The following is a 15,136-nucleotide window of genomic DNA, read 5'->3' as shown; positions in this document are numbered from 1 at the left end:
GGAGATTTGCACAGCATCGCGGGGCGGAAATCGGGGCTGCAATGGGCCGTGCACCTGTCGGTGGTGGCGCTGGTCCTGCTGTGGCTGATCCCGACGCTGGGGCTGCTGGTGTCATCGGTGCGCGACCGCGACCAGATCGCCGAGACCGGCTGGTGGTTGGCCCCTCTGCCGGTGGAGATGACGTTTCGCATCCGCGCCGCGCCCGACGATGCGCGCGCAAGCGGCGACGGGTTCGTGATCGCGGGCAACGTCCTTGACGATCCGGCACAGGCGCGCTGGTTCCCCGACGGCGCGGGCACCGTCACCGCGTTCGGGACCCGTGGCGCGGCGCCGACCGAGCACGCCCCCGGCGACACCGCCGAGCTGCGCACCGGCGGCACCCTGAGCGTCGCGCGCGACGGCGCCTTCACCATCACCGCGCCGGACGCGCTCACCCGCCCCGTCAGCATCTTCTTCGAAGCCCGCGTGCCGCCCCGCGTGACGCTCGACAACTATGCCACCGTGCTGACCTCGGACGGGATGGACCGGGCGTTCCTGAATACCCTGACGGTGGCGGTCCCGGCGACGGTGATCCCGATCCTGATCGCGGCGTTCGCGGCCTATGCGCTGGCGTGGATGGATTTCAGAGGGCGCGGCGTGCTGATCGCGGCCGTTGTGGGGCTGCTGGTGGTGCCGCTGCAACTTGCGCTGGTGCCGCTTCTGAACCTGCACAACGCGGTGGGCATCGGGCAGAGCTTCCTTGGCATCTGGCTTGCGCACACCGGCTTCGGGATGCCGCTCGCGATCTATCTGCTGCGCAACTACATGGTGGGCCTGCCGCGCGACATCATCGAGAGCGCGCGGGTGGACGGGGCGACGGATTTCCAGATCTTCACCCGGATCATCCTGCCGCTGAGCTTTCCCGCGCTGGCGGCCTTCGCGATCTTCCAGTTCCTGTGGGTGTGGAACGACCTGCTGGTGGCCAAGGTGTTCCTGCCCTCGGGGTCCGACGCGCAGGTGATGACAGTCAAGATCGCCGACGACCTGATCGGCTCGCGCGGGGGGGACTGGGGGATCCTGGCGGCGGCGGCGTTCGTGTCCATCGCGGTGCCGCTGGTCGTGTTCTTCACGCTGCAACGCTATCTGGTGCGCGGCCTGCTGGCGGGGTCGGTGAAATGAGGGGAGGTGCGGCTTGGCCGAGGTGAAACTGACGGGCGTCGCCAAGGCCTATGGCGACACGCAGGTGCTGTCCGACATCGACCTGGAGATCGCGACGGGGGAGCTTGTAGTCTTTGTCGGCCCCTCGGGCTGCGGCAAGTCCACGTTGCTGCGGATGATCGCGGGCCTGGAGCAGATCACCGCCGGCCGACTGGAGATCGACAGGCAGGTGGTCAACGACATCCCCCCCGCACAGCGCGGCATCGCGATGGTGTTCCAGAGCTACGCCCTCTATCCCCACATGACGGTGCGCGACAACATGGCCTTCGCGCTGAAGATCGCGGGCCGCTCGCGTGCACAAATCGACGCGGCGGTGGAGCGGGCGGCGAAGACGCTGCAACTGGACCGGCTGCTGGACCGGCTGCCGAAACAGCTCTCGGGTGGGCAGCGCCAGCGCGTGGCGATCGGGCGGGCCATCGTGCGCGACCCCAAGGTGTATCTGTTCGACGAGCCGCTCTCGAACCTGGACGCCGCGTTGCGGGTGGCGACGCGGATCGAGATTGCGCAACTCAAGGAGTCGATGCCGGACTCCACGATGATCTATGTCACCCACGACCAGGTGGAGGCGATGACGCTGGCCAGCCGGATCGTGGTGCTGGCGGGCGGCGGGATCGCGCAGGTGGGCGCGCCGCTGGATCTCTACCAGCGCCCGCGCACCGAGTTCGTGGCGCAGTTCATCGGCTCGCCCGCGATGAACCTGCTGCCGGCCGAGGTGGTGGAGACGGGCGCGCGCACCCGGGTGCGCCTCGCCTCGGGGGCGGAGGCGGTGGCGGCGATCCCCACCCGGGACGGGGATCGGGGGATGGCGGTCAATCTTGGTGTGCGTCCAGAGGATATGGATCTGGCGGAGGGGGCCGGGCTGGTGTCGGGCCGGGTGGCTCTGACCGAGGCGCTGGGCGAGTTGACGGTGCTGCATGTCGCCCAGTCCGGGGGGGCGGAGGTGCTGGCGAAGCTGCCGGGCGTGCATTCGGAGTTGCGCGGGCAGACGGTCAGCCTCGGTGCCGCGCCGGAGCGGCTGCATCTGTTCCACGACGGCCGGTCGCTCCTGTACCGCTGAGCGCGCCCCCGCGGCACGCCGCACGGAGGGTGGCTACTCCGCCCCCTTCCGCGCGGCGTGCCGCGGGGGCGCTTATCCTTTGGGGTGAAAGTGGTCGTGGACCTTCTGGGCCATGGCGGCGGAGATCCCGTCCACCGCCTGCAGATCCGCCAGCCCCGCGCGCGACACCGCCTTGGCCGAGCCGAAGTGTTGCAAAAGCGCGCGCTTGCGGGCCGCGCCGACGCCGGGGATTTCGTCCAGCGGTGTGGCGCCCACGGCCTTGGCGCGTTTGGCGCGGTGGGCGCCGATGGCAAAGCGGTGCGCCTCGTCCCTCAGGCGCTGGATGAAGTAGAGGACCGGATCGGCGCGGCCCAGTGCCATGACAGGGCGGCCGGGGCGGTGGAACTCCTCCTTGCCGGCGTCGCGGTCGATGCCCTTGGCGACGCCCACCAGGGGGATGTCGTCCACGCCGAGGTCGGCCAGGATGCCCGCGGCGGCCGAGATCTGCCCCGCGCCGCCGTCGATGAGCAGAAGGTCGGGCCAGGTCTCGCCCTCGCGGTCGGGGTCTTCCTTGAGCAGGCGTTCGAACCGGCGGGTGAGGACCTCGCGCATCATGCCGAAATCGTCGCCCGGGGTCAGGGCATCGCCGCGGATGTTGAACTTGCGGTATTGCGATTTCATCAGACCGTCGGGCCCTGCGACAACCATGGCGCCCACCGCGTCGGTGCCCTGGATGTGGGAGTTGTCGTAGATCTCCACCCGGCGGGGGGCGCCGGGCAGACCGAACGCCTCGGCCAGGCCCGCCAGAAGCCGCGCCTGGGCGGTGCTCTCGGCCAGCTTGCGGCCCAGCGATTCACGGGCGTTGCGGGCGGCGTTCTCGACCAGCTCGGCCTTCTCGCCGCGTTGGGGGACGGCAACCTCCACCTTGCGGCCGGCACGTTCGGACAGCAGGGCGGTGACCAGATCGGGGTCGTCAACGGCATGCGACAGCAGGATCAGGCGCGGCGGCTCGCGGTCGTCGTAGAACTGCGCGAGGAACGCCTGAAGGATCTCGGCCGCCTCGGCCCCGGCACCGGTGCGGGGGTAGAAGTCGCGGTTGCCCCAGCTCTGATGCCCGCGGATGAAGAACACCTGCACGCAGGCTTGCCCACCGTCGATGTGCACGGCGACCACGTCGGCCTCGCTGACACCGCGGGGATTGATGCCCTGGGATTGCTGCACCGTCGTCAGGGCCCGGATGCGATCGCGCAGGGCGGCGGCGCGCTCGAACTCCAGCGCCTCGGCGGCGGCTTCCATCTCGGTGGCGAGCGCCGCCTGCACGGCGGTGGACTTGCCTTGCAGGAAGCGTTCCGCATCGGCCACGAGGGCTGCGTAGTCATCGTGCGAAATCTCGCCGGTGCAGGGGGCCGAGCAGCGGCGGATCTGGTGCAGCAGACACGGCCGGGTGCGGCTTTCGAATGTCGCGTCGGTGCAGTTGCGCAGCAGGAACACCCGTTGCAGCTGGTTCAGCGTCCGGTTCACCGCGGCGGCCGAGGCGAAGGGGCCGTAATACGCCCCCTTGCTGCGGCGTGCGCCACGGTGCTTGCGGATCTGGGGAAAGCCGTGGTCCTTGGCGATCAGGATCTCGGGGAAGCTCTTGTCGTCGCGCAGGAGCACGTTGTAGCGGGGCTTGAGCTGCTTGATGAGGTTCTGCTCCAGCAGCAGCGCCTCGGTCTCGGTCCGGGTGGTCAGGAACATCATCGCGGCGGTCTCGTGGATCATCCGCGCGATCCGCCCCGAGTGCCCCGAGGGGCGGGCATAGTTCGCCACCCGCGCGCGCAAGTTCCGCGCCTTGCCGACGTATAGCACCCGGCTTTGGGCATCGAGCATCCGGTACACGCCCGGCGAGGCGTCGAGCCCGCGCACCTCGCGCGCGATCAGCGCGTGGCCCGTCAGGGGCTGCGCCGCAGTGTCCCCCGATTCCCCTGTCGGTTGCATCATCAGGCCCTCCACCGCAAGTCGAAAGCTGTCCACGGAATCTGTGGACAACTCTGGTGAGAACTTTCCGCCAGTGTCGGAATCCCGTTGCAAACGGGGTCTTCCATCGGATCGCCTGTTTTTTGGGCGAAACCGGAACGCGTTGAAATCATGTGGAAAAGTGGCATGTGATTTGCAACGGACTGAAAAACTTGGGGGATTCGTGACGCGGTTGTGACGCCGCAGGGCAGGGTGGACAAGTCAACCCGAACAGGGCCGGAACGGCCCCCCGCAGGCGTCATTCAACCCCAAGAACATCGGGCGTCTGCCACGCAAGGTGCTGCCCGCCGTCGACGCACAGAAGTTGCCCGGTGACCGCCGGAGCATCCAGAAAGTAACCCAGAGCGGCGCAGATATCATCGGGTCCGGCGCCGCGCTCCAGCGGGCAGGCGGCGCGCTGGCGGGCAAAGTGCTCGGCGCTCTGGCGGGCGCCCTGGAGGGTGGGGCCGGGGCCGATGGCGTTCACGCGGATGCCCGGCGCCAGCGCCTGTGCGGCGGTGCGGGTCAGCGCCCACAGGCCCATCTTGGCGATGGTGTAGGACATGAACTCGGGCGTCAGCTTGTGCACCCGCTGGTCGATCAGGTTGACGACCAGCGCACGGGCGATGGACTCGCCGGCGGCATCGGTGCCGGGGGCGGGCGCCTGGGCCGCAAACCCCTGGGTCAGGACGAACGGCGCGCGCAGGTTCGATTCCAGATGCCGGTCCCAACTGTCGCGCGTCGCGGTGTGCAGGGTGTCGTATTCAAAGATGGAGGCATTGTTGACAAGGACCGTCAGTGGCCCGCCCAGGGCCTCGGCGGCGGCGGGCAGCAGCGCCTGCATCTCGGCCTCCCGCGTCAGGTCGGCGCGCAGGGTGACCGCGCGCACACCCAGCGCCCGCGCCTGTTGCGCGACCGCCTCGACGTCGGCCTGCGAGGTGGCGTAGTGCAGCGCCACGTCATGGCCTCGTCCCGCCAGATACAGCGCCATCGCGCGCCCCAGCCGCTTGCCCGCGCCGGTGATCAGTGCCGCCTGTGTCATACCATCCCTCCACCCAGGGCGAGGACGGCCAGATACGCCCCATAGAGCAGGACAAGCCCGATCCCCGCCAATCGCCCGATGGACCACCCCGTGGCCACGAACACCCCCAGCAGCGCCGCCGCCGCCACCATCACCCACAGGTCGCGCGCCAGCATCTCGGGCGGGACGGGCATCGTGCCCACCAGCCCCGCGACCCCGACGATCCCCAGCAGATTGAACACGTTGGAGCCCAGAACGTTACCCATCGCCACCCCTGCCTGTCGGCGTACCGCGGCCATCACGGTCGTCGCAAGCTCTGGCAGCGACGTGCCCACGGCCACCAGCGTCAGCCCGATCACCGCCTCGGTCACGCCCAGCGTGCGCGCGATCCCCGTGGCGCCGTCCACCAGCAGTCCCGCGCCCAGCGGCAGCCCCACCAGCCCGATGCCGGTGAACAGCCCGATCCGCCAGCCGCCCAAGGCCGGATCCGCCCCTTCGGGTAGCGGCTCGGCCCCGGCGCGCCGCTCGGCCCTCGCGCGGCGATAGGCATCGCCCAGCATCAGCGCCAGCCCCGCCAGCAGGATCAACCCCTGCGGCCAGCCGATGGGACCCAGCAGCGCAAGCCCCACGAACAGGGCCGTCGCCAGCATCATCACGATATAATCATGCGCCACCTCGCCGCGCGCCACCGGCACGGCGGCGATCAGCGCGGGCACCCCCAGCACCAGCAGCACGTTGGCGATGTTGGAGCCGACGACATTTCCCAGCGCCAGCGCGGGCACATCGGCCAGCACCGCCTGCACCGAGACCAGAAGCTCGGGCGCCGACGTGCCGAAGGCCACGATCGTCAGCCCGACGATCGCCGCCGGAACCCCCAGCCGCAGGCTCAGGTTCACCGCGCCCTTCACCAGCGCATCCCCGGCCAGCAGCAGAATCCCCAGACCCGCCGCCACGAACAGGATGTCCCACGCCATCGCCCGTCAGCCCCGCCCGCAGTCGCACCGATCGTCACCGATCAGGAAGCGCCCGCAGCGCGGGCACTTGTCCGGCTTGTTCAGCCTGGACTGGTCGCGCACGCGGGGCCCGCCCAGCCGCTTGCCCGAGGCCCGCTCCAGCCACCGGCGCAGCTTGCCAAAGCCGCCCAGCAGCAACATCACCAGCAGGAAAAGCGCGACCGCCTGCAACATCCCCTACAGCCCGTACCGCGCCCAGAGCGCGCGTTCGTCGGCCGATGCGATCGCCGCGCCCGCCATCTGCGCGCCCAGCCGCTGGAACAGCGGCCGGCGGATGCCCATGGGCACCAAGCGCACCTTGTCGCCGTAGACCTGCTTCATCTTGGGCACCAGATGGGCGATGCCATCGGCCAGCCCCAGCTCCACCGCCTGCCGTCCGGCCCAGAAGTCGCCGGTGAACAGGTCGCGCCCCTCCGGCAGCTTCGGGCCGCGCCGCGCGGTGATGTGGGACTTGAAGGCGGTGTGGATCTCCTCCAGCACCCGGCCCAGGCGCTCCACGTCCTCCGCGCGCTGCGGGCGGAACGGGTCGAGGAAGCTCTTGGACTCGCCGGCCGTGTGGACCCGACGCTCGATCCCGTAGCGCGCGATCAGCTCGTGAAAGCCGAAGCCCGCCGAGATCACGCCGATGGAGCCGACGATCGACGTCTCGTCCACCCAGATGTGATCGGCCGCCGCCGCCAGCCAATAGCCGCCCGACGCCGCCACATCCTCGACAAAGGCGTGGACGGGCAGGGATTTCTCATCCGCCAGGCGGCGGATGCGGGCGGCAATCAGGCTCGATTGCACCGGCGACCCGCCGGGCGAGTTGATCTGGAGCGCCACCGCCACGGGCTTGCCGCGCGTGAACGCACGCTCCAGCACCGAGGCCAGCGCCGCGTCGCTGAGCGTTCCGCCCACGCGCCCGCCCGCGGCAATCATGCCGTTGAGGCGAACGACGGGGACCACGGGGTCTTGCTTGAGGAAGGGCAAAAATCGTTTCATCTGCGTGCATCTAGGGACCTCGGGGCGGGCAAGCAAGCCGCCGCCGCGCGGTTTCGCACGCGGGCGGTGGACGCGGGCCGGAAGATGCCGGACACTGCCGGCATGGTCGATCGGCTGGAAATGTTCATCGCGCTGGCCAACGAGCGCCACTTCGGCCGCGCGGCCGAGGTCTGCGGCGTGACCCAGCCCACGCTGTCGTCGGCCATCCGCCAGCTGGAGGACCATCTGGGCGTGCAGCTGGTGTTGCGCGGCTCGCGGTTCCAGGGGCTGACGCCCGAGGGGCACCGCACGCTGGACTGGGCGCGGCGCATCGTGGCCGACAGCCGCGCCCTGCGCGACGAGATGCGCGCCGCCCGCCAGGGCCTGTCGGGACAGCTGCGGCTGGGGGTGATTCCAACCGCGCTGGCAATGGCCGCGCGCCTGACGGCGCCGTTTCTGGAGCGCCATCCGGGGGTGCGGCTGTCGATCCTGTCGCGCAGCTCGTCCGAGATCGTGACCCGGATCGAGGCGCTGGAGCTGGACGCCGGCCTGACCTATCTGGATGGTGAGCCGCTGGGCCGGCTGGAGGCGCTGCCGCTGTATCACGAGGGCTACGCCCTGCTGGTGGGCGCCGACAGCGCCATCGCCGGGCGCGGGACCCTCGACTGGGCCGACCTGGCGGGAGAGCCGTTGTGCCTGCTGACCTCCGACATGCAGAATCGCCGCATCGTGGACCGCCACCTGTCCGAGGCGTTCGCCGCCGCCGCCCACGAGGCGCCGCCGCCCCGGCTGGAGTCGAACTCCATCGTGGCGCTGGCGGCGCATGTCGCGGCGGGCGGCTGGTCCAGCGTGCTGCCCGCGCGGATGGCGGCGCTGTTCGCCCGCGATCCCCGGCTGGCGGCGGTGCCGATCGCGGGCGAACGCCACGCAGTCGGCCTTGTGGTGCCGCGCCGCGCCCCGCACACGCCGCTGATCGCGGCGCTGCTGGACACCGCGCGCCGGGTGACCGAGGCCTGAGGCCCCTCAGCCGATCACATCGTCGCCGAGACCGGCCTGCGTGCAGTAGTCGCGCGCCGGGGTGGCGTCGGCCGGGGTGACGCGCTTGAAGCTGCACCGCACCTCGCCCGCGACCCCGCCGTCGTCCGAGGCGACGATCAGCGCGTGGAACAGGTGCCGGCGCCCGTCATAGACATCGACCCGCCCGCGCAGGTCCGCGCCCGCCTCGGCCGGCAGGCTCAGTCCGCCATCCCACATCCGCAGCACCGGATGCACCGCCCGGCCGGTGCGCAGCGTCAGGCTCAGCCGTCGTGCCGGTGCGCCATCCGCGTGCGGGGGATGGGCCACGTCGATCATCCGCCGATCATCCTGCATTGTCCGTTCCCCCTTGCTCCATCCACCAGCATTGCACCGTCGCCTGCATCCGGCAAGCGCCTGTGCGCCCCCGCGCAGTGCATGCGCGCCCCGGCCGGTTGTGCGCCGTGCCGTCCCGCCTAGGTCCCACACAGCCACAACAGGAGCATGACATGGGCAAGTTGATCCACGGTGAATGGGACCCGAGCTGGTACGACACCGGCGAGAGCGGCGGCGCGTTCGTGCGCGACACCTCGCGGTTCCGCAACTGGGTGACGCCGGACGGCGCCCCCGGCCCCTCGGGCGAGGGCGGCTTCGCGGCCGAGAGCGGGCGCTACCACCTGTACGTCTCGCATGCCTGCCCATGGGCGCACCGGACGCTGATCTTCCGCGCGCTGAAGGGGTTGGCGCCGCACATCGGCGTGTCGGTGGTGCATCCCGACATGCTGGATGACGGCTGGACCTTCGCGCGCGACTTTCCCGGCGCGACCGGCGACCGGCTGCACGGGGCTGCGTTCCTGCGCGACGTCTACACCCGCGCCAACCCCGAGGTCTCGGGCCGCGTCACCGTGCCGGTGCTGTGGGACACCGTGCGCGACACCATCGTCTCGAACGAGAGCGCCGAGATCATCCGCATGTTCAACTCGGCCTTCGACGCCATCACCGGCAACACCGACGACTTCTCGCCCGAGGCGCTGCACGAGGCGATCGCGCCGGTGAACGCGCGGATCTACGACGGCCTCAACAACGGGGTGTACCGGGCGGGCTTCGCCACCAGCCAGGAGGCCTACGACACCGCCGTGGCCGAGGTGTTCGAGACCCTCGACTGGCTGGAGGATCGGCTGGCGGTGAACCGGTATCTGATGGGCGCGCGCGTGACCGAGGCCGACTGGCGGCTGCTCACGACGCTGATGCGCTTCGACACGGTCTATCACGGCCACTTCAAGTGCAACCGGCGCCGTCTGGTCGATTACCCCGCGTTGTGGGCCTATACCCGCGAGCTTGCGCAATGGCCCGGCGTGGCCGGGACGCTGCGCCTCGATCATGTCGCGCGGCATTATCACTACAGCCACGAGACGATCAATCCGCACCGCATCGTGCCCACCGGCCCGGAGCTGGACTTCGACGCCCCCCACGGCCGCGACGCCCTGCGCGCGGCCTGAGGGGGGCGCGCGTCCGGGGCAGGGGGCGCTTTACCTGCCTGCGCAATGCAGCTTATCCTCGGGCCGAGGACAGGGAGGAAGGCCATGGAACTGATCGGCAGCCGCACCATCGCGGCCGACCGCATGACGGTGTGGGAGCACCTCAACGATGCCGACACGCTGCGCGAATCCATCCCGGGCTGCGAGGAGCTGAGCGGCTCGGCCGAGGAGGGGTTCTCGGCCACCGTCAAGCAGAAGATCGGCCCGGTAAAGGCCACCTTCAAGGGCACCGTGACCCTGTCGGATGTGGTGGTGGGCGAAAGCTATCGCATCGCGGGCGAGGGGTCCGGCGGGGTCGCGGGGTTCGCCAGGGGCGCCGCCCGCGTCCGCCTGGAGGAGGTCGCGGACGGCACCGAGCTGACCTATGAGGTCGAGGCCCATGTCGGCGGCAAGATCGCCCAGCTTGGCGCGCGCCTGATCCACGGGGTCGCGCGCAAGATGGCCGACCAGTTCTTCGACAACTTCCAGACCCATGTCGAAAAGCCCGAGGACGCCGCCTGAGCGGCGACCCTCAGCCCTCGGGCAGCTCGCGCGGGACCACGAAGGCTTCGGCCACGCCGCTGGCCGGGGCCACATCGGCCCAGCGGTCGGCGGGAAACCGCGCCACAAGCGTGGCCCCGGTGGGATAGTCGCCAAACCGCCCGTGCGTCGGCGCCGCCGACAGCATCCAGTGCGCAAAGGCCGCGATGCCCGGATTGTGGCCCAGCAGCACCACCACCGGCGCCCGTGCGCCCTGCAGGACCCGCAGCATCACGTCCGGCCCGGCATGGTAGAGCGCGTCGATCACCCGCGCCTCGGGCGCGTCCGGCAGATGCGGTGCCATCCGCGCCCAGGTCTCGCGGGTGCGCACGGCCGAGGAGACCAGCGCCTCGTGCGGCGCCCGCCCGGTGGCCGCCAGCCACCGGCCCACGCGGCCCGCCGCATCGCGGCCGCGCGCGTTCAGCGGGCGCGCGTGATCCTCGAGGTCGCCATCGCCCCAGTCGGATTTCGCATGCCGCACAAGGATCAGCCGCACCGCCATCATGGTCCCCCGTCGTGGATCTGTCGCATGTGATACGCCGATTGCGCCGGATCGCGTCCGTGCGCGGCCGACACCGGACAGGCCCGGCGCACCGCGCACCCCCCCTCCAGACAGTCGGCACCGGCGGCGGCCGACAGGTGGGTCCGGCACGTCGGCACATCGAACCCGGCCGCCCCCAGCGCCCCCACCGGACAGGCCGTCAGGCACGGGCGCGCGGCACAGTCCTCGCATGGGCTGCGCGCATGGCTCGGTGGCAGCGTCAGGCGATCGCGCAGCGCGATCGCCCCGCGAAACGACACCCACAACCCGGCGGTCTCGTGCACCAGAAGGCCCACGGGCGATGGCCACGCCCGCCCGCCGCGCACCGCCCATCGGTGGAACGGCGCCCAGGGCGGCCCCCCGAAGGGATAGCGCGCCACCCCGCCCAGCCGCGCGGCCATCCGCCCGATCACCCGGCGCGACCAGCGGTCCAGCGGATCGGGCCGGGCATCGGCGAATTCCGGCGCGGCGGTCACATGGTCCCAGAACCCTGGCCCGTCGGGACCCAGCAGGATCAGCGTGCCGGTGCCGGGGGCGGCGCCATCGTCCGGCCCCGGATGAAACGCGCCCATGACCGCCAGCCGCTCCGTGGCCGCCATGTCGGCGGCGCGCGCCAGTCCGGAGGGCTGCGCGCTCACGCGGCGGTGCCGGGGGTCTCGGCGGCGCGGATCAGGCTGCCGGCGCCATGCTCGGTGAACAGCTCCAGCAGGCAGGCGTTGGGCAGCCGCCCGTCCAGGATCACCACGGCGCGCACGCCTCCGGCGATGGCCGACAGCGCGGTCTCGGTCTTGGGAATCATGCCGCCTGCGATCACGCCCGCGTCGGTCAGCGCGCGCACCCGCTCGGGGTCGAGCTGGGTGATGACGTCGCCCGCGTCGTCCTTCACCCCCGCCACATCGGTCATCAGCAGCAGCCGGTCGGCCCTGAGGGCGGCGGCCAGCGCCCCGGCCGCGGTGTCGCCGTTGACATTGAAGGTGCCGCCGTCCAGCCCGCCGCCGATCGGCGCCACGACGGGGATCATCCCCCCCTCGAACAGCCGATGCAGCACGGCCGGGTCGATCCGTGCGGGGCGGCCGACAAAGCCGAGTTCGGCGTCGTCGGGGTCGCACAGCATCAGCCGGCCGTCCTTGCCCGACAGGCCCACCGCGCGCCCGCCCTGATTGTTGATCGCCTGCACGATGCGCTTGCCGACATGGCCGAGAACCATCTCCACCACCTCCATGGTGGGGGCGTCGGTGACCCGCTTGCCGCGCACGAAGCGGGAGGTCACGCCCAGCCGCGACAGCATCGTGTTGATCTGTGGCCCGCCGCCATGCACGATCACCGGGTTCACGCCGACCTGCCGCATCAGCACCACGTCGCGGGCGAAACTGTCCATCGCGGCGTCGTCGCCCATGGCATGGCCGCCCAGCTTGATGACCACCACGGCCCCGGTATAGCGCTGCAGATAGGGCAGCGCCTCGGACAGGGTGCGGGCGGTGGCGATCCAGTCTCGGGTCATGGCGGTCCGTATCTTCATGGTGCGATCCGGGGGCAGCGGCGGTCGCGCCTTGTTAGCGGTTGCGCCCGGGTGCCTCAAGCCCGGCCCGCCCGGGCCCCGGCCGCACCGGTCCGCGCTGGCGCGTAGTGTATCCGCAGCGCATCCATTGTGTCCGGGCGCAAAAGCGATAGTGTGCGCGCCCACAACCACGGGGATCCGCATGGCGCACCAAGACCGACCCAGGACGCTTCTGCTCACCGGCGCCAGCCGCGGGATCGGCCACGCCACGGTCAAGCGGTTCTCGGCCGAAGGATGGCGGGTGCTGACCTGCTCGCGCCAGCCGTTCGACAGCCGGTGCCCCTGGCCTGGCGGCGAGGAGAATCACATCGAACTCGATCTGGCCAATCCCGAGATGACCATCGCGGCCATCGAGACGGTGAAGGCCAAGCTGACCGACGGCAAGCTCGACGCGCTGGTCAACAATGCGGGCATCTCGCCCAAGGCCGAGGGGGGCGGGCGGCTCAATACCCTCAACACCGACCTGCGGACCTGGGGGCAGGTGTTCCACGTCAACTTCTTTGCGCCGATGGTGCTCGCGCGCGGGCTGAAGGATGAACTGGCGCGTGCGAAGGGATCGGTGGTCAACGTGACCTCCATCGCGGGGGTGCGGGTGCACCCGTTTGCGGGGGCGGCGTATTCGACCTCCAAGGCGGCGCTGGCGGCGCTGACGCGCGAGATGGCGCATGACTTCGGCCCGCTGGGCGTGCGCGTGAACGCCATCGCCCCGGGCGAGGTGGAGACCGCCATCCTGTCGCCCGGCACCGACAAGATCGTGGAGAAACTGCCCCTCCAGCGACTTGGACAGCCGTCCGAGGTCGCGGCGGCGATCTATTTCCTGTGCTCGCAGGATTCCAGCTACATCTCGGGGGCGGAGATCGAGGTCAACGGCGCGCAGCACGTCTGACGCGCGCCACGGGTGGTTGGCGGACGTCCGGCCCCCACCCGCGTGCCCCGCGCGCACGGGGCCGCCAGCGGGGGCGGGCCAGCGGTCCCGCGGGCGGGCCACGGGGGCCGCGACCTCCGGGCGGCAAGGCTGCCGAGCGTGGCTGTGCGGGCCCGGCTGGCGGGTCGGCACGATACCCGCGTGCGGCCGGTGATCTTGTCCGGGCAACGCCCGCCAACAGTCCTGCCGGATACCGCGCATCCGCGCCGCCCGGAGCAGGCCGCGGGCGCCCGTCGGGCCGGATGGCGCGGCGCGGACCACCGCGCCCGTACGGCGGCACTGCGGGTTTGCCATCGATGCCGTCCACGGCTAAGGGCAGCCCATGGAATATGCCCCCCCCGAGACGGCCCCGGAGGTTCTGCACGTCGACGCGCATCTGCTTGTGGTCGGCAAGCCTGCCGGGCTTCTGAGCGTGCCGGGCAAGGGTCCGGCGCTGCGCGACTGTGTGATCGAGCGGTTGCGGCAGAGCTATCCCGAGGTTCTGCTGGTGCATCGGCTGGACCGCGACACCTCCGGGGTGATGGTGTTTGCGCTCACACCCCACGCCCAGCGGCACCTGGGCCTTCAGTTCGAGCATCGCCAGGTGGAGAAAGGCTACGTCGCGCTGGTCTCGGGACGCCCGACGCAGGGGGAGGGGCGTGTCGATCTGCCGCTGATCGTCGACTGGCCCAACCGGCCGAGGCAGAAGATCTGCCACGAGACGGGCCGTGCCGCCGTGACCGACTGGCGGATGATCGGCCCCGCCGGGCCGGATGCGAGCCGCATCGCCCTGACGCCGAGGACCGGGCGCAGCCATCAGCTGCGGGTGCACATGCTGGCGCTGGGCCACCCGATCCTGGGCGATTCGCTCTATGCCGAAGGGGTCGCGCGCGACCATCCCCGCCTGATGCTGCACGCCGAACGGCTGGAGTTGCGGCACCCGGACGGGGGCCGTGTGATGCGCTTCGACCTGGCGTGCCCGTTCTAGCGCCCCGATCCCCCGCACCGCCGTCGGCATGGCCCTTGCCGCCGGTGACCGGGGCCGGTTCAGCTGGTGGGGTCGGCGCTGAGGAGGTTCAGACCTTCTTCGGCCTCCATGCGGCGGATGGTGTTGATGACGTCGTTCATGGCGTCCTCGCCCTGGCGGTCGGTGACGGGGGCATGGTCGGCGATGTCGGCGCGCAGCCCCTCGGACATGCGCTGGGTGACGCTGGTCAGCAGGAACTCCACCGCGGCGCCTTCTTCGGGACCGGCGGCGGGGGCCGCCACGAGCGCGCGCAGCAGCACCTCGGGCGGGACGGCGCGCAGCACCCGCGGCACGTCGCGCGGCGCCAGCCGCTGCGGGATGTTGGCAAAGGTAAAGATCGCCCGGCGCACCTGTTCCGCGAAATCGGGATCGCTTTCGTCCAGACCGGTCAGCACGCTTTCGCGGGTGGCGGCGGGCGATGAGTTGAGGATCGCGCCCACGCGCTGCACCGCGCCGGTCTCGAACGCGGGGGGGGCAAGGGCTTCGAACTGCTGGGCGAGGGCCACGCCGATGCGGCGGACGGTCTCGGGCTCCACCGCGCCGGTGCGCGACATGGCATGCGTCAGGCGGCGCGCGCGGTCGCCCGGCAGGCGTTGCAGCAGCGCCGCGGCCCGTCCGACATCGAGCTTGGACAGGATCACCGCGCCCACCTCCAGGCTTTCCTGCTCCAGCACGGGCAGCAGCTGATCGGCCGCGACCCCCGACAGCCGGTCCCAGGGATCGGCCCGCCCGCCCGCGCTGGCCAGCCGCCGCAGCCGGCTGGCGGCCGAGGGGCTGAGCTGGCCGTCGAGCATGTTCAGCGCGCCTTCGATC

Annotated in this window: 17 protein-coding genes; 7 read left to right on the top strand and 10 right to left on the bottom strand. The window is 71.2% G+C overall.

Annotation, left to right across the window (positions count from 1 at the left end):
- The first annotated feature begins 6 nt into the window (after positions 1-6).
- Both CCR87_RS13170 and CCR87_RS13165 read left to right on the top strand, forming a co-directional pair.
- Entirely contained in the window at positions 7-1,158 is a 1,152-nt protein-coding gene (locus CCR87_RS13170) for a carbohydrate ABC transporter permease (protein ID WP_201157988.1), read from the top strand.
- A 13-nt stretch (positions 1,159-1,171) separates the two neighbouring features.
- A complete protein-coding gene (locus CCR87_RS13165) occupies positions 1,172-2,254 on the top strand; it encodes an ABC transporter ATP-binding protein (RefSeq protein ID WP_201157987.1) in 1,083 nt (360 codons plus the stop codon).
- A gap of 72 nt (positions 2,255-2,326) precedes the next feature.
- On the opposite strand, the gene uvrC is transcribed toward CCR87_RS13165, so the two are convergent.
- From uvrC to CCR87_RS13140, 5 genes are all read right to left on the bottom strand, one after another.
- Positions 2,327-4,210 carry an excinuclease ABC subunit UvrC gene (gene uvrC / locus CCR87_RS13160; protein WP_420850176.1) on the bottom strand — a complete coding sequence of 628 codons (1,884 nt, stop codon included), beginning with the start codon at positions 4,208-4,210 and terminating at the stop codon, positions 2,327-2,329.
- 277 nt (positions 4,211-4,487) lie between these two features.
- The gene (locus CCR87_RS13155) at positions 4,488-5,270 is read right to left on the bottom strand and encodes an SDR family oxidoreductase (protein ID WP_201157985.1); all 783 of its coding nucleotides are present in this window, start codon (positions 5,268-5,270) and stop codon (positions 4,488-4,490) included.
- Positions 5,267-6,223 carry a calcium/sodium antiporter gene (locus tag CCR87_RS13150; RefSeq protein ID WP_201157984.1) on the bottom strand — a complete coding sequence of 319 codons (957 nt, stop codon included), beginning with the start codon at positions 6,221-6,223 and terminating at the stop codon, positions 5,267-5,269. Before CCR87_RS13150 ends, CCR87_RS13155 begins: the two co-directional genes overlap by 4 nt.
- Before the next feature lie 6 nt (positions 6,224-6,229).
- On the bottom strand, positions 6,230-6,436 hold the full coding sequence (locus CCR87_RS13145; protein ID WP_201157983.1) for a hypothetical protein: 207 nt from the start codon (positions 6,434-6,436) through the stop codon (positions 6,230-6,232).
- A gap of 3 nt (positions 6,437-6,439) precedes the next feature.
- Entirely contained in the window at positions 6,440-7,243 is an 804-nt protein-coding gene (locus CCR87_RS13140; protein WP_201157982.1) for a S49 family peptidase, read from the bottom strand.
- Between the two features lie 102 nt (positions 7,244-7,345).
- Here CCR87_RS13140 and CCR87_RS13135 point away from each other — a divergent pair, with 102 nt between their 5' ends.
- Positions 7,346-8,239, top strand: coding sequence for a LysR family transcriptional regulator (locus tag CCR87_RS13135; RefSeq protein WP_201158023.1), 894 nt, complete (start codon positions 7,346-7,348; stop codon positions 8,237-8,239).
- A gap of 6 nt (positions 8,240-8,245) precedes the next feature.
- On the opposite strand, the gene CCR87_RS13130 is transcribed toward CCR87_RS13135, so the two are convergent.
- Positions 8,246-8,593 (bottom strand): hypothetical protein, encoded by a 348-nt coding sequence (locus CCR87_RS13130; RefSeq protein WP_201157981.1) that lies wholly within the window; start codon positions 8,591-8,593, stop codon positions 8,246-8,248.
- 152 nt (positions 8,594-8,745) lie between these two features.
- On the opposite strand from CCR87_RS13130, the gene CCR87_RS13125 reads away from it, so the two are divergent.
- Together CCR87_RS13125 and CCR87_RS13120 are read left to right on the top strand one after the other, a co-directional pair.
- Positions 8,746-9,735 carry a glutathione S-transferase family protein gene (locus CCR87_RS13125; RefSeq protein ID WP_201157980.1) on the top strand — a complete coding sequence of 330 codons (990 nt, stop codon included), beginning with the start codon at positions 8,746-8,748 and terminating at the stop codon, positions 9,733-9,735.
- Positions 9,736-9,819: 84 nt separating this feature from the next.
- On the top strand, positions 9,820-10,275 hold the full coding sequence (locus tag CCR87_RS13120; RefSeq protein WP_201157979.1) for an SRPBCC family protein: 456 nt from the start codon (positions 9,820-9,822) through the stop codon (positions 10,273-10,275).
- Between the two features lie 10 nt (positions 10,276-10,285).
- Here the strand turns inward: CCR87_RS13120 and CCR87_RS13115 are convergent, their stop codons facing one another.
- From CCR87_RS13115 to argB, 3 genes are read right to left on the bottom strand one after another with little or no spacing between them, the layout of a single operon-like run.
- The gene (locus tag CCR87_RS13115; protein ID WP_201158022.1) at positions 10,286-10,795 is read right to left on the bottom strand and encodes a SixA phosphatase family protein; all 510 of its coding nucleotides are present in this window, start codon (positions 10,793-10,795) and stop codon (positions 10,286-10,288) included.
- The gene (locus CCR87_RS13110; protein WP_201158021.1) at positions 10,795-11,433 is read right to left on the bottom strand and encodes a ferredoxin; all 639 of its coding nucleotides are present in this window, start codon (positions 11,431-11,433) and stop codon (positions 10,795-10,797) included. Before CCR87_RS13110 ends, CCR87_RS13115 begins: the two co-directional genes overlap by 1 nt.
- A 35-nt stretch (positions 11,434-11,468) precedes the next feature.
- Positions 11,469-12,353, bottom strand: a complete 885-nt coding sequence (argB, locus tag CCR87_RS13105) for an acetylglutamate kinase (RefSeq protein WP_201157978.1) — start codon at positions 12,351-12,353, stop codon at positions 11,469-11,471.
- 181 nt (positions 12,354-12,534) lie between these two features.
- On the opposite strand from argB, the gene CCR87_RS13100 reads away from it, so the two are divergent.
- Together CCR87_RS13100 and CCR87_RS13095 are read left to right on the top strand one after the other, a co-directional pair.
- Positions 12,535-13,278, top strand: a complete 744-nt coding sequence (locus tag CCR87_RS13100) for an SDR family NAD(P)-dependent oxidoreductase (protein ID WP_201157977.1) — start codon at positions 12,535-12,537, stop codon at positions 13,276-13,278.
- Positions 13,279-13,639: 361 nt separating this feature from the next.
- Positions 13,640-14,284: a pseudouridine synthase gene (locus CCR87_RS13095; RefSeq protein ID WP_201157976.1), complete on the top strand. Its 645-nt coding sequence runs from the start codon at positions 13,640-13,642 to the stop codon at positions 14,282-14,284.
- Between the two features lie 59 nt (positions 14,285-14,343).
- On the opposite strand, the gene CCR87_RS13090 is transcribed toward CCR87_RS13095, so the two are convergent.
- Positions 14,344-15,136, bottom strand: a 793-nt coding sequence (locus CCR87_RS13090) for a FliG C-terminal domain-containing protein (protein ID WP_201157975.1), incomplete at its 5' end; no start/stop codon positions are given.

The organism is Rhodobaculum claviforme (assembly GCF_016653255.1).
Classification (GTDB): domain Bacteria; phylum Pseudomonadota; class Alphaproteobacteria; order Rhodobacterales; family Rhodobacteraceae; genus Rhodobaculum; species Rhodobaculum claviforme.
Note: the sequence above shows the minus strand (reverse complement) of the source record. Positions and strands in the feature narration are given on the sequence as shown.

What these genes read in the sequence shown, in the direction of transcription:
- argB (WP_201157978.1), bottom strand. Translation starts at nt 12,353, where the DNA reads ATGAAGATACGGACCGCCATGACCCGAGACTGGATCGCCACCGCCCGC.
- CCR87_RS13155 (WP_201157985.1), bottom strand. Translation starts at nt 5,270, where the DNA reads ATGACACAGGCGGCACTGATCACCGGCGCGGGCAAGCGGCTGGGGCGC.
- CCR87_RS13130 (WP_201157981.1), bottom strand. Translation starts at nt 8,593, where the DNA reads ATGCAGGATGATCGGCGGATGATCGACGTGGCCCATCCCCCGCACGCG.
- CCR87_RS13145 (WP_201157983.1), bottom strand. Translation starts at nt 6,436, where the DNA reads ATGTTGCAGGCGGTCGCGCTTTTCCTGCTGGTGATGTTGCTGCTGGGC.
- CCR87_RS13125 (WP_201157980.1), top strand. Translation starts at nt 8,746, where the DNA reads ATGGGCAAGTTGATCCACGGTGAATGGGACCCGAGCTGGTACGACACC.
- CCR87_RS13115 (WP_201158022.1), bottom strand. Translation starts at nt 10,795, where the DNA reads ATGGCGGTGCGGCTGATCCTTGTGCGGCATGCGAAATCCGACTGGGGC.
- CCR87_RS13150 (WP_201157984.1), bottom strand. Translation starts at nt 6,223, where the DNA reads ATGGCGTGGGACATCCTGTTCGTGGCGGCGGGTCTGGGGATTCTGCTG.
- uvrC (WP_420850176.1), bottom strand. Translation starts at nt 4,210, where the DNA reads ATGCAACCGACAGGGGAATCGGGGGACACTGCGGCGCAGCCCCTGACG.
- CCR87_RS13120 (WP_201157979.1), top strand. Translation starts at nt 9,820, where the DNA reads ATGGAACTGATCGGCAGCCGCACCATCGCGGCCGACCGCATGACGGTG.
- CCR87_RS13095 (WP_201157976.1), top strand. Translation starts at nt 13,640, where the DNA reads ATGGAATATGCCCCCCCCGAGACGGCCCCGGAGGTTCTGCACGTCGAC.
- CCR87_RS13100 (WP_201157977.1), top strand. Translation starts at nt 12,535, where the DNA reads ATGGCGCACCAAGACCGACCCAGGACGCTTCTGCTCACCGGCGCCAGC.
- CCR87_RS13110 (WP_201158021.1), bottom strand. Translation starts at nt 11,433, where the DNA reads ATGGCGGCCACGGAGCGGCTGGCGGTCATGGGCGCGTTTCATCCGGGG.
- CCR87_RS13135 (WP_201158023.1), top strand. Translation starts at nt 7,346, where the DNA reads ATGGTCGATCGGCTGGAAATGTTCATCGCGCTGGCCAACGAGCGCCAC.
- CCR87_RS13140 (WP_201157982.1), bottom strand. Translation starts at nt 7,243, where the DNA reads ATGAAACGATTTTTGCCCTTCCTCAAGCAAGACCCCGTGGTCCCCGTC.